The sequence below is a fragment of the Desulfobulbus sp. genome (genome assembly GCF_030824455.1).
In the GTDB taxonomy this organism is placed as follows: domain Bacteria; phylum Desulfobacterota; class Desulfobulbia; order Desulfobulbales; family Desulfobulbaceae; genus Desulfobulbus.
The window spans coordinates 1-12,044 of record NZ_JAVBXR010000112.1 but is presented as its reverse complement, the minus strand read 5'-3'; the positions used below and the strand labels follow the sequence as shown (position 1 = coordinate 12,044).

The following is a 12,044-nucleotide window of genomic DNA, read 5'->3' as shown; positions in this document are numbered from 1 at the left end:
ATGAAGTTGTGATGCAATGCGTGGCAATCAGAACGGCACGTCGTCTGAGGGCGGTGGTTCCTGACCGTCTTCCGGCGGGACCGGAATATCGGTTCGTTCGCCGCCGCCCAGCATCTTCATCTCACGGGCAATGATCTCCGTGGTGAAACGGGTGACACCTTCCGCGTCCTGCCATTTTCGGGTCTGCAAACGGCCCTCCAGGTAGACCTTGGAGCCTTTCGAGAGGTACTCGGAGCAGATCTCGGCCAGTCGGCCGAAGGCAACGATGCGATGCCATTCGGTCGACTCCTGCGGTTTGCCTTCGTTATCCTTCCACCGTTCGGTGGTGGCGATGCGGAAGGTGGCCACGGCGACCTGAGTCTTGGTGTACCGGGTGTCAACGTCTGCGCCTAAATTGCCGATCAGCATGGTCTTGTTCAACATGGTGGTTCTCCTTGAAGAAAACAGGGGCAGACCTCTCCCCGCCACAGGGAAAAGTCGATTGCTCCCAGTGATGGGTACAGTTGATGCGCAACAATCAGTAGAGTTGCAGTAAGCCCTGGCGTTGCTGCTCGAACTGGGCAGCAATCATTCGGATCTGCTTGATTTCAAGCGGGGTGGCAAATGAGGAGACATCAAGGTCATAGACCTGGATGTCCAGTTCTGCCGATGCGTACACCGATTGGACCAAACCGCCTTCCACATGAATGAGGACATGCGGTAAAGGATGGCCAGCCAGACCGGTTGCCAGGTTGGGTGCGAGATTCGAGAGCATGGGATCTCCTGGGTGAAGGTTGGGAATGGCCTGACGGTTCAGGCGGCTTTCTTGATTTCAAGGAAGGTGTAGGAACTGCTCTTCTGAAAATCATTCAGCGAATGGTCGTAGCCATGGAGAAACTGGTTGAGTTGATCGGTATCCAGTGACTTCCTGGTGCGAACCGCCTTGCGCAGCAGATGACCAAAGGCCTTGAGCGGACCGCGCTGGGCCACGATGGCCAGCAGGTTGTTTTTGCGAATACTGACCTCGGCCTCCAGATCCTTTTGCTGGTGTTGCAGTTCCATTAGGATCTCGACACTCTCGGTCAGCTCGCGCACTTCTTCGGCTTCGAACTTAGGGCAGTCCATGAGGAAGGGGCAGTAGCCGCAGAGCGGTCCCGCTTCCATGGAAGGGGTGGCCAGATCGCCGGCACTGTAGGATTGGTATTGGTTCCAGATGGTGGCGGCCCGGTCGATCAGGCCGTGATAGATGGTGTCCTGGGGGGTGTAACCGCCAAAGAGCCGCATCCCCTGATCACCGAAGTTGACCGCCAGGATGGCTCCTTTCTCCACGGTGTAATCGGGGAAGCTGTCGGCCAGCAGTCCCATTTGCAGATAGAGTTGGGTCTCCCATGCACCGTAGGGGTGTTCCGGGATGCTCTCCGGTGCTTTCACCTCCAGGACTGCCATGGTCTTGCGCACTTCCGAGATGAAGACAAAATCGAGATGGGCCATGACCGGGACAGCGCCCGTATGTCGAACCTCGGTTTGTCGTTGGAAGTTGCTGAACCCGGCAATCATGAAGGCGGCGGCAACCACTTCCTCGGCCATGTGACCGCGTCGCTGCCGCAGCAGGGTGACCAGATCGGCCTCCGGGGCATGGAGTTTTCTAAGAATGGTTTTGCGTGGGCAGGCGCCGATGTCGGAAGCCCCGAGATAGGTACTCCGATCACCGAGCGTTGCCTCGGTCTGTTGGAGGGCAAGCTGCTGGAGAGCGGCCTGCAAGGTGAGCATTAACTGGTCTGACATGGTGGTATCCTCCTGAAAAAATGAGGGAGGATACACAGATTCCCGCCGAGGGAATGGTATCACTCCCTCTGGGGTTGAGTAAGGTTGAGTTGGGTTAAGCGGCTTGCTTCATCCAGGTCTTGCCAGTCTTATCCCATTGAAAGCCTGCGGCCTTGAGCAGTTCCTTCTTGTCGAAGAGATGGTCGCCGATGGCGATGATCACCCCTTGGCGGTTCTCGAAGCTGACGCCGGCGATCTTGGGTAGGGTCGCCGATGGGTCGCTCTGGTTGGCAGGTGGCTCAGCGGGTTGGCTGGTTGTGGATGCAGATTTGGTTTTCGGTTGCGGGTTGGATTGCGTTACGGGTGGCTGCGTTCGCTGGCTTCCCTGAAGGTAGACGTTCTTCAAAAGCCCTTTGTAGGCGTCGCTGCCGATGGACAACAGTGACATGCATTTCTGGATGGCATCGGTGATGGCCCCTTTCTGGGCATCGCCGACATTGCCTTTGACGATCTGCATTTGTCCCTTGTGCGAACCCTTGCACAGCCAATCACCGTCGATCTTCACAAACAATCGAACCTCGGCGACGGCCTGGGTCTCAAAAATCTCCTCCTTGGTCAGTTCGTACCGCCAATTCTCCGGACCGAGCACTTCGTTGACGCTGTCAAAGACGTACTGCGGTCGAAAGCCGTACTTGATCTGACCGATCTGGTTACCTCCCTTGTCGGTCATCTTGATTTCCTGGATCGCTTCGTTGCCGAATGATCGCAAGCGTTCGTTGATGGATTGGATCTGTTCCTGCAATGGCGCCATGGTGTTGCCTCCTTATGAGTATGGGGGAGCAAAACGGCATGGCTCCGCCGGGAGCATGACGTAACAGCTCCCGATGGATGAGCGGGGTGAGGTATATATTTAAAAACCGATAGGTTATGTCGACCCGAGAACGCGCAAAGAAAATACGGCTTCGAAGAGACAGGGAAAGAGCGATCGGTTCAACGGGGAAAATGAACAAGAGGAAAACGAATCGATGAATCCGTTTTGCAGGGGTGCATGCGCAACTTTCCCAAGTCAAAGAAAGACGTTCGCCTCTGCGATTAAACGTCTCTGGCCAGGAAAAGGCAGCGCCGCGTGGTGCCTGGAATTCAAGAACACGAAAATTGTGTTCAGCTAAGCCCTGGGAAGGGGTATCTCATTGGAAATGAGTCGGAATGATTACTTCTTCGTTAAAATTTTGTGTCAAGAAAAGCAAGGGGTAAATGCAAAAAAAAAGATAACGCCATTCATGGGTTGCCTCACGTGGTTGCAATATAGCGCATCTGTAACCATTCCTGTCTTCTTCTTTACGCCACTTTTTAAACTGAAAAAAAGTCGCATCTCCAATTCCTTGACAATATTTATGCATCGTTATAAAGGATTACAGAGTAGCTCAGGTACTTAAAAATACATCTCCTGTGTTTTTATGTTAAAAGGGAACCCCGTGTGAATCGGGGACGGGCCCGCCGCTGTAACCGGGGACGAACGTTGCAAATAAGTCACTGACCTCCGGGTCGGGAAGGCGCAACCATTAGGACGAACCGGAAGTCAGAAGACCTGCCTGAGTGGTGATGTCATAGATCGTGGACGGATCATTTGACGCAGACTTTCGGGTACTTTGGGATATCCCGGATCAATTTCATTATTGGTCCGGGATTTTTTTTGTCCCGGCCCTGACCAAGGAGCATGAACAATGAAGTCCTTCATCAGATGTACCCTTTTCTCTCTTTTCTGCTGCATCCTTTCGGCGGCAATCGCCTTCGGGCACGAGAAACCTGAAAAAAGCGCCAACGCCATCGTGCTTGCCACATTCGGCACAACCGTCCCTGACGCCCTTCAGGGCATCTTGCACATTCGTGACAGGATTCAGAAGAAATTTCCAGGAACAGAGATTCGGATCGCATTCACCTCGAACATGATCCGCAAAACCTGGCAGAAACGGCAGCAGGACGAGGCCTTTAAAAAGGAAAATCCGTCGGTCCCGAGAGATGTATATTCGGTCAAGGGCCCGCTCGCGACCATCGCGGATCTCCAGGATGAAGGCTTTACCACCATTCTTGTTCAACCGGGGCACATCAGTTTAGGGGAAGAGTATCTTGATCTGGTCTCGTATGTTAACGGGTTCAATGCAATCACCACCATCAAAGAAAAAAACCGTCCGTTTGTAAAACTGGCAATCAGTCGCCCCGCCTTGGGCGCCATGGGCCCGGTTCATCCCTATGTGGAAGACGTCAATGCAGTGGCCAAAGCTCTCGCCGGTGACGTGCAGAAAGCAAAAGAGAAGAAATCAGCCCTTCTTTACATGGGTCACGGCAACGAATATTTTCCATCAAGCGGGGCCTACCTCGAACTTGCTGATGCGATGAACACCATGTATCCCGAGACCAGAACCTATATCACCACCGTTGAAGGTTTCCCGAATCTCGACACAGTGATCAAGCAAATGAAAAAAGATAAAATCACCAAAGTGCTGCTGAAACCGTTCATGAGCGTGGCCGGAGATCATGCCCAGAACGATATGGCTGGGGACGAGCCTAATAGTTTGAAATCCGTATTGATCAAAAATGGTTTCCAGGTAAACACTGTGATTGAAGGCATGGGAGAGCAGGACGGATTTGCCGATATATTTGTCGAGCATATCGCAGAAACAGCAAACGACCATGGAGTGGCATTGAAATAGCTGGAATGCATGCGCGCACGATGACGCCACGGTTGATCTCCAGTGACGTTATATTGCAAACACCCATGTGTTGTGAACATCATCAGAATCATTTCACTCCGAGCAGATCGATGTTCATTATGTGGTAATTCTATTCATTGCAGGGAGATTGCTTATGTTGAGAAACTGTATAATCTGTTCTGGAGTTTTTTTTCTTGGACTCCTTGTTGTGCTTCCAACGGCGCGTGCCGCTGATGCGGTTTCGGTGTCGGAAATAGAAGAAGAATCCGGGGTGGAACACGGAAAAATCAATACGCCGGACGCCTCTCCCGTTGACCCCGGACATTTCGAAATCGAGTCCTCCTACGGATATACGCATTCCAAACGTTATTGGGACAACGATGGGGACACCCATGCCCGAGGACTGGCGCGTGAGCAGTCTGTAGGGCTTTCGCTTACCGTAGGGGTTATTGAAAACGTCGATGTGGCGGTGGGCTGGAATTATGCATGGCTCAAGGACAACGACAACGATTTTGATGCAGACGATGCCGCATTCGGCCCTGCAAGCGGTCATGATTTCGGCGATTTGGAATTGAGCGGCAGGTATCGTTTTATTGAAAACAAGGAAAACAGTTTTGAACTGGCTTATATAGGCGGATTCACTCTTCCCACGGGAAGCAGTTCAGACAGAGATGAAATCGGCACAAGCCAGGAATACTGGAGCTTCAATCAGACCTTGGTTGCCAGCAAGGACTGGGGAAAGTGGACCGCCAATGCGGATATCGGCTATGCTTTGCCTTTGGGCAACAAACGCGAAAACGCGCGGGGGGCGTTCAATGCAGATGTGGCCGTCGGCTATCAATGGTTGTCTTGGCTGCAACCAGAGGTCGAACTGAATTACGGTCACGATTTCCTTACCGATGAGGAAGATTCGGAAGGGTTGGCGACAACGGTTGGCCTTGTCATGCCAGTCAATGACCAATACCGTGTCAACCTTGGCGTTCAACAGGGTTTGTGGGGCAGGAACTCAGACAAGGCCACAACTCTGTACGGCGCTGTTAAATTGGCTTTCTGAAAAAAAAGAGCCTTCACGCCCTGCGAAGGGGGAGGGATTTTCTCCGCCAGGCCGGTGTAACGAACGGCGGATTTTTTTTTCAGGAGCGCTTGCCTCGGAGGCTCGTTCCCGCGCTCCGGTGTGGGAACGCGCCCCCGGACGCTCCGGCGTCCTTGAGATGTGGGGCGTCCAGGCGAAACTGCCGCTCCGGTGTCATTGCAGCAGACCGCCGGAGGCTTGAGCCATGAGGGCCACTTGGGCCTCAGTGCTGTCCACCGACGCCTCAATGGCGGCATAGAGCAGGTCAACGGTGAGATCGTCGGGATGCCGCTGCAATTTTGCCGCCAAAGCAATGAGATTTTCCAGCGTTCTTCCCGATAATTCAATGGTGATGCGAGCTGTCTTGTTCACTTGTCTCCCCCTCTGAAAATAATGGCGCAACCATTCCGCTTCGAATAATGCCGCCTTTTGCTTTGGATTCCACTCGTGACAAACTTCGCAACGGCGGATATGTTCGACACTCCATTGTAACTTTTTCCGGCCAGGAAAGGCGCTTGGACATACCGTCGGCAAACGGCAGGCACTTGGCGTTTCGGACATGGCAACCGGATAATCCCCCAAGGCCGGAAAAAGTTACTGGAGTCTCTTCATCCTCTTCTTACGATCTGCACTCAAACACGCTGATCAATTGCTGCACAGCGGCGACAGCCGGCATGGCGCCGTTGGCCACGCTCCGTTCGATGTCCTTAATGATTCGATTCACGCCCGGATGTTTGGCGAACAGGGAGCGGAGGTGGTCGTCCACCATGTCGTGCACCCACTTGATGTTCTGCTCTTTCCGGTGACGTTCAAAAACCCCCGATTTTCCGATAATCTCCCGGTATTTCCCGATAACCTTCCACACCTGGTCAATGCCCTCGTTGGCCATGGCCGAACAGGTGTAGGCGTGCGACACCCAGCCCTCGGTCGAGGGTTGCAAATAGTGCAAGGCGCGTTCGTATTCGCTCCTCGCGGTCTCGGCGATCAGCTTGTTCTTGCCGTCCGCTTTGTTGATCACCAACGCATCGGCCAGTTCCATAATCCCTTTCTTGATGCCCTGCAGTTCGTCGCCTGCGCCGGCAAGCATCAGCAACAGGAAAAAATCGACCATGGAGCGCACCGTGGTCTCGCTCTGTCCCACACCCACGGTTTCGATCAACACCACGTCGAACCCCGCGGCCTCGCAGACCAGCATGGTCTCCCTGGTTTTCCTGGCTACGCCGCCCAGGGTGGAGCCGGCCGGAGAGGGTCGGATAAAACAGCGCTCTTCCCGGCTCAGGCGTTCCATCCGGGTCTTGTCCCCGAGGATGGAACCACCGGAGATAGAGCTGGAAGGATCCACCGCCAGCACCGCCACCTTGTGCCCCAGTTCGATCAGGTGGCAACCAAAGGTTTCGATAAAGGTGGACTTGCCCACCCCCGGCACGCCGGTAATCCCCACCCGGATGGAATGGCCGGTAAAGGGCAGCAGGACCTTTAACACCTCCTGCGCCTTTTCGATGTGATGGGCGGCATTGCTCTCCACCAGGGTAATGGCCCTGCCAAGCACGGCGCGATCGCCTTGCAACACCCCGTCGGCATACTGCTGGGCCGTCAGTTGCGGCCTCCGGTGGCGAACCGCCGGCTTGTCGCCTTCTTCCGTGCCGCTGTAGGAACTGATTCCGTCATGACCGGCGGCCACGCCGTCCATCACTCGGCAGGCAAATCCGTCGCAATCCCCCTCCGGGGCCCACTCCGGCATTTTGGTGTTCGACGCCATAACATCTCCTTGCTCTTAGGTGGATGGCCCTTCCGACGGTGAGTTGGCGGAAGGGCCAGTGTATCGCGGATGGCCGATTAGGCGCCGTGCAGGCGCGCCTTCAATTCCTCTAGGATTTTCATCGCCGCCACCGGTATGACAGTGCCGGGGCCGAAGATGGCGGCAGCGCCATTGTCGCGCAGGAATTGATAATCCGGGGCCGGAATAACGCCGCCGATCACGCACATGATGTCCGGGCGGCCCAGTTTTTCCAACTCCTCCACCAGGGCGGGCAACAGGGTCTTGTGACCGGCGGCCAGCGAACTGAAGCCGACAATGTGGGCGTCGTTTTCCACCGCCTGGCGCGCGGCTTCCTCCGGGGTCTGGAACAGCGGTCCGATATCGACGTCAAAGCCCAGGTCGGCAAAGGCGGTGGAGATAACCTTGGCGCCTCGATCATGGCCGTCCTGGCCCATCTTGGCCACCATGATGCGCGGCCTGCGGCCTTCAAGTTCCTCAAATTCCTTGGTCATGGCGATGACCTTTTGCACTTCGTGCTTCTCGCTGAATTCCGCTTTGTAGACGCCAGATATTGATCGAATCACGGCCGTATGCCTCCCCCATTTTTTTTCCAGGGCAAAACAGATTTCTCCCAACGACGCTCGCGCCCGAGCCGCCTCAATCGACAAGGCCAGCAGATTGCCCTCGCCGGTTTCGGCGCACTGGGTCAAGGCGTTCAAGGTCGCCTGACACCTGGCCTCGTCGCGCTCGGCTTTCAGTTTGGCCAAACGCTTGAGCTGCGACTCGCGCACCGCGGTGTTATCGACCTCCAGGGTGTCCAGGGCGTCTTCCTTCTCCAGGCAGTAGCTGTTGACCCCGACGATTTTCTCCCTGCCGGAATCGATTCCCGCCTGCCTGCGAGCCGCAGCTTCTTCGATGCGCATCTTAGGCAAACCGGTTTCGATGGCCTTGGCCATGCCGCCCAGGCTTTCAACTTCCTGAATCAGATCCCAGCCGCGTTGCATGATCGCTCCGGTCAGGGCTTCAAGGTAAAACGAACCGGCCCAGGGATCGGCCGGGCGGAGGATGTTGGTCTCGTCCTGCAGATAGAGTTGGGTGTTTCGGGCAATGCGCGCCGAAAACTCGGTGGGCAGGGCGATGGCCTCGTCGAGCGAGTTGGTGTGCATCGACTGGGTGTGCCCCAGGGCGGCGGCCATGCCTTCAATCACTGTTCGGCAGACGTTGTTGAAGGGGTCGCCCTCGGTCAGGCTCCAGCCCGAGGTCTGGCTGTGGGTGCGCAGGGCCAGGGATTTGACGTTCTTGGGGTTAAAGCTCTTGATGATCTTGGCCCAGAGCACCCGGGCCGCGCGCATCTTGGCGATCTCCATGAAATAGTTCATGCCCTGAGCCCAGAAAAAGGACAGCCGGGGAGCAAAGGTGTCGATGTCCATGCCGGCGTTGACGCCCGCCCGCGCATAGTCCCAGCCGTCGGCCAGGGTGTAGGCCATCTCGATGTCCGAGGTGGCGCCTGCTTCCTCCATGTGGTAGCCGGAGATGCTGATGCTGTTGTACTTCGGCATGTTCTTCGAGGTGTAGGCGAAGATGTCGGAGATAATCCGCATGGACTGCGCCGGCGGATAGATGTAGGTGTTGCGGACCATGTACTCCTTGAGGATGTCGTTCTGGATGGTGCCGCCCAACTGCGCCTGCTTCACCCCCTGCTCCTCGGCCGCGACGATGTAGAAGGCCATGATCGGCAGCACGGCGCCGTTCATGGTCATGGACACGGTCATCTGGTCCAGGGGGATGCCGGCAAAAAGGACGTTCATGTCCAGAATCGAATCAACGGCAACTCCCGCCTTGCCGACGTCGCCGACCACGCGCGGATGATCGGAGTCGTAGCCGCGATGGGTGGCCAAGTCAAAAGCAATGGAAAGCCCCATCTGACCGGCCGCCAGGTTGCGGCGATAGAAGGCGTTGCTCTCCTCGGCGGTCGAAAAACCGGCGTACTGGCGAACCGTCCAGGGCCGCTGCACGAACATGGTGCCGTAGGGGCCGCGCAGATACGGGGCAATGCCGGCCATGTAACCGAGATGATCAAGGCCGTCGTAGTCCTTGCGGGTGTAGGTCGGCTTGACGTCGATCTGCTCAACGGTCTTCCACACCAGTTGCTCGGCGGTCATGCCGGTTTCTTTTTTGATTTTGGCGGCCCAGGCTTGATAGTCCATCGGCGCAAAGGCGGGCCGCAGGGGGATGGTGGTAAAATCCGGCGCGCTCATGCGGTCACCTCCAGGTGTTTTTGTAATTGAGTCAGCAGATCCAGGGCATTCACCCGGACATGGAGAAATGCGTCGACGCCGGCCGCTCTGAAGGCCTCGATGTGCTCTTTCGGGAAACCGGCGAGGATGAGCATGATTCCCGGATCAGCGGCCTTGAGCTGCTGGGCCAGGGGCGGCACGATATCCGGATAGGTCGCGTCGGTGGAGCAGATCACCATTGCCTTTGCTCCGGAGGCCAGGGCCGCCCGGACAGCCTCGTCCACGTCGGCAAAACCGTTGTTGCCAATGGTTTCAAAGGCGCCGACGTTAAAAAAGGCGGTGGAGAAATCAGCCCGGGCCTTGTGCTGGGGAATGGGACCCATGTTGATCAGGAAAAGTTTGGGGAAACCGCCGGTTCTGGCGGCAAAGGCTTCGGTGGTCCGCCGGATCCGTTCAAAGGGTTCGGAGCCGCGATGGAGCGCCAGGGGCTGGGCTGCGGGAGGGGCGCCGTTGCCGGCGCGCAGGGCGGCGGCGATCTCTCCCAGGGTGGCGCCGCTGCGGGCGGCACGGATGGCCGCGCCGACCACCGCGCCGCTGACGGCGTTGCAACCGGAGCGGACAGCGGTCAACGCCTCGGCGCAGGCTTCCTTGTTGGCTGCAGCCGCAAATTCGTGGACCTGACTGCTGCGTTTCGTCTGGAAGGCGGCATGGTCAAACGGTTCAACCGGCAGCCGTTTTTCGAGAAGGTTCGGGTACATGTTGGTCCCGACAAACCGGTCGGTCCGGGTGGCGACGTTTTTCGCCCGCTGGGAGGCAACGGCGGCCACATCGGCCTGCGGACCGCCTTGCTCGAGCATGCCGGCCATGCCGCCGCCAGCTTCGATGTCTTGGAACGTCTTCCAGGCTTTTTCCGCCAGCTGGGCGGTGATCTTCTCCACGTACCAGCAGCCGCCCGCCGGATCGGTCACCTTGTCAAAATGGCCCTCCTCCTTGAGCACGATCTGCACGTTGCGGGCGATGCGGCGGGAAAATTCGTTGGGAGTGCGGAAGATCTCGTCAAACGGGCCCACGTGGAGGCTGTCGACGCCGCCGGCTATGCCGGAAAAGGCCTCGGTGGAGACCCGCAGCAGGTTGACCCAGGGATCGACCTCGGTTTTGTTCCAGCGGGAGGTTCGGGCGTGGATGCGCATCTTCTGCGACTCCTCGTTGCCGCCAAAGGATTGCACCACCTGACACCAGCTCATCCGCGCCGCCCGGAACTTGGCAATCTCCATGAAAAAATCGGCGCCTATGGAAAAACCGAAGAACATGCGCTGGCAAATGGCGTCAATGTCCAGCCCGCGTTCCTGCAACGCCCGAATGTAGGCCACGCCGGTTGCAAGGGCAAAGGCGATCTCCTGCACAGCGTTGCCGCCGCTGTTCTGGTAGGCGTCGACGTTGACGGCAATGGTCCGCAACTCCGGCGCCTGGTCGACAGCCCACAGGGTCAGCTGGGCCAACCGGTCGTAGGTTTCGCCAAGCGAACAGGCCAGCCGTCCCTCAACGGCGAGCGTCGCCAATGGGTCCACCGCCAGGCAGTCTTTCAGTTCCTTGGCGGTTTTGCCTTGTTCTTCCAGCAAGGCGACGATCAGCGCCGCCGGGGCAATGCCGGACTCGCCGCAAAAGAAACGGCAGTTGTACGCGGTCAGGTCAATGTCGGCAAAGGCGGTCCCGGCGTCGGCCAGGGTGGCCATCGAGAGACCGTCTTTGCCCACGTCTTCGGTTGCGGCCTGGTCGGGATTCTGCCCTTGCAAGGTGGCGCGGTCGAAAACCACGTTCAACCCGTTCTGCCCGCGGCCGAGGTCGATGAGCGCTGCATGATTGAAGTCTGTGGGGTCGGCCAGGGTGATCTCCTGGGCGATGCTCCAGGGATTGACCACCGAACCCGAAGCCGTGACGCCCCGGAGAAAGGGCGCCTGTCCCGGCAGGGTGTCCGCCTGGGGCAGCCCTTCAAGGTCGTGCATGAAATACATGGGCTGAATGTCGATGCCCTCGTAGGTTTTTTTGATCAGGGTTTTGTCAAAGGGTTTGCCCTTCAGCTCTTTCTCCACCGCAGCCAGCCAGTCGGCATGGGTTTGCGGAGGGAAGTCCTTGAGAATATCCAATGCGGTTCCCATTACACACTCCTTGTTCCTGTTCTTTGGTTAACAAAAAACCCCCCAGCCCGCATGGGCTGGGGGGTTCCCCAGTTTCATCGCCACGAATCCACGGCAAGGCGGGATATCCGCCCTGCGTGGGTGCTGGGATCAACAACGGGAACCACGGCCGTCTTGAGCTGATCAAAAAATCGGTAGGTCTTCTGGCTTCCGAATCACTCTACTCACCGCGTCTTCCCAATCCGTTTGGATCAGTGACATGGTGCGGATTTCGTCCTCGGTTACAGCGGCCGGACCGCAACGGATTTGCACCGTTTTCCCTGTTAGGCCATGTTGCCACGGCGCCGATTTTTCCATGAAAAAAAACACTACAACAACAAGCTACAC

The 12,044-nt window shown here is 57.1% G+C and carries 10 protein-coding genes and 2 riboswitches; of the genes, 2 read left to right on the top strand and 8 right to left on the bottom strand.

Annotated elements, in window-relative coordinates:
* Positions 1 to 27: 27 nt before the first annotated feature.
* From RCH93_RS14410 to RCH93_RS14395, 4 genes are all read right to left on the bottom strand, one after another.
* Positions 28 to 423 carry a single-stranded DNA-binding protein gene (locus tag RCH93_RS14410; protein ID WP_306549114.1) on the bottom strand — a complete coding sequence of 132 codons (396 nt, stop codon included), beginning with the start codon at positions 421 to 423 and terminating at the stop codon, positions 28 to 30.
* 94 nt (positions 424 to 517) lie between these two features.
* Positions 518 to 754 (bottom strand): hypothetical protein, encoded by a 237-nt coding sequence (locus tag RCH93_RS14405; RefSeq protein WP_306549113.1) that lies wholly within the window; start codon positions 752 to 754, stop codon positions 518 to 520.
* A 38-nt stretch (positions 755 to 792) separates the two neighbouring features.
* Entirely contained in the window at positions 793 to 1,764 is a 972-nt protein-coding gene (locus RCH93_RS14400; protein ID WP_306549112.1) for a hypothetical protein, read from the bottom strand.
* Between the two features lie 94 nt (positions 1,765 to 1,858).
* A complete protein-coding gene (locus RCH93_RS14395) occupies positions 1,859 to 2,554 on the bottom strand; it encodes a hypothetical protein (protein WP_306549111.1) in 696 nt (231 codons plus the stop codon).
* 598 nt (positions 2,555 to 3,152) lie between these two features.
* Positions 3,153 to 3,354, top strand: a riboswitch (cobalamin riboswitch).
* Between the two features lie 113 nt (positions 3,355 to 3,467).
* On the opposite strand from RCH93_RS14395, the gene RCH93_RS14390 reads away from it, so the two are divergent.
* The gene (locus RCH93_RS14390; protein ID WP_306549110.1) at positions 3,468 to 4,454 is read left to right on the top strand and encodes a sirohydrochlorin cobaltochelatase; all 987 of its coding nucleotides are present in this window, start codon (positions 3,468 to 3,470) and stop codon (positions 4,452 to 4,454) included.
* Between the two features lie 154 nt (positions 4,455 to 4,608).
* Complete coding sequence (locus tag RCH93_RS14385; RefSeq protein ID WP_306549109.1) at positions 4,609 to 5,508, top strand: transporter; 900 nt, start codon at positions 4,609 to 4,611, stop codon at positions 5,506 to 5,508.
* A 192-nt stretch (positions 5,509 to 5,700) separates the two neighbouring features.
* On the opposite strand, the gene RCH93_RS14380 is transcribed toward RCH93_RS14385, so the two are convergent.
* The 4 genes from RCH93_RS14380 to RCH93_RS14365 all read right to left on the bottom strand — a co-directional run bounded on the left by RCH93_RS14380 (position 5,701) and on the right by RCH93_RS14365 (position 11,678).
* Positions 5,701 to 5,898: a hypothetical protein gene (locus RCH93_RS14380; RefSeq protein WP_306549108.1), complete on the bottom strand. Its 198-nt coding sequence runs from the start codon at positions 5,896 to 5,898 to the stop codon at positions 5,701 to 5,703.
* Between the two features lie 247 nt (positions 5,899 to 6,145).
* Positions 6,146 to 7,285, bottom strand: a complete 1,140-nt coding sequence (meaB, locus tag RCH93_RS14375) for a methylmalonyl Co-A mutase-associated GTPase MeaB (RefSeq protein ID WP_306549107.1) — start codon at positions 7,283 to 7,285, stop codon at positions 6,146 to 6,148.
* A 77-nt stretch (positions 7,286 to 7,362) separates the two neighbouring features.
* Complete coding sequence (scpA, locus tag RCH93_RS14370) at positions 7,363 to 9,543, bottom strand: methylmalonyl-CoA mutase (protein WP_306549106.1); 2,181 nt, start codon at positions 9,541 to 9,543, stop codon at positions 7,363 to 7,365.
* Entirely contained in the window at positions 9,540 to 11,678 is a 2,139-nt protein-coding gene (locus RCH93_RS14365; protein WP_306549105.1) for a methylmalonyl-CoA mutase family protein, read from the bottom strand. The genes scpA and RCH93_RS14365 overlap by 4 nt, the downstream gene beginning before the upstream one ends.
* A 154-nt stretch (positions 11,679 to 11,832) precedes the next feature.
* A riboswitch (cobalamin riboswitch) is annotated at positions 11,833 to 12,021 on the bottom strand.
* Positions 12,022 to 12,044 lie beyond the last annotated feature (23 nt).

Bases quoted from the DNA above. Each gene is read 5' to 3' on its own strand.
- RCH93_RS14400 (WP_306549112.1), bottom strand. From the start codon at position 1,764: ATGTCAGACCAGTTAATGCTCACCTTGCAGGCCGCTCTCCAGCAGCTT.
- meaB (WP_306549107.1), bottom strand. From the start codon at position 7,285: ATGGCGTCGAACACCAAAATGCCGGAGTGGGCCCCGGAGGGGGATTGC.
- RCH93_RS14395 (WP_306549111.1), bottom strand. From the start codon at position 2,554: ATGGCGCCATTGCAGGAACAGATCCAATCCATCAACGAACGCTTGCGA.
- RCH93_RS14385 (WP_306549109.1), top strand. From the start codon at position 4,609: ATGTTGAGAAACTGTATAATCTGTTCTGGAGTTTTTTTTCTTGGACTC.
- RCH93_RS14390 (WP_306549110.1), top strand. From the start codon at position 3,468: ATGAAGTCCTTCATCAGATGTACCCTTTTCTCTCTTTTCTGCTGCATC.
- RCH93_RS14365 (WP_306549105.1), bottom strand. From the start codon at position 11,678: ATGGGAACCGCATTGGATATTCTCAAGGACTTCCCTCCGCAAACCCAT.
- scpA (WP_306549106.1), bottom strand. From the start codon at position 9,543: ATGAGCGCGCCGGATTTTACCACCATCCCCCTGCGGCCCGCCTTTGCG.
- RCH93_RS14405 (WP_306549113.1), bottom strand. From the start codon at position 754: ATGCTCTCGAATCTCGCACCCAACCTGGCAACCGGTCTGGCTGGCCAT.
- RCH93_RS14410 (WP_306549114.1), bottom strand. From the start codon at position 423: ATGTTGAACAAGACCATGCTGATCGGCAATTTAGGCGCAGACGTTGAC.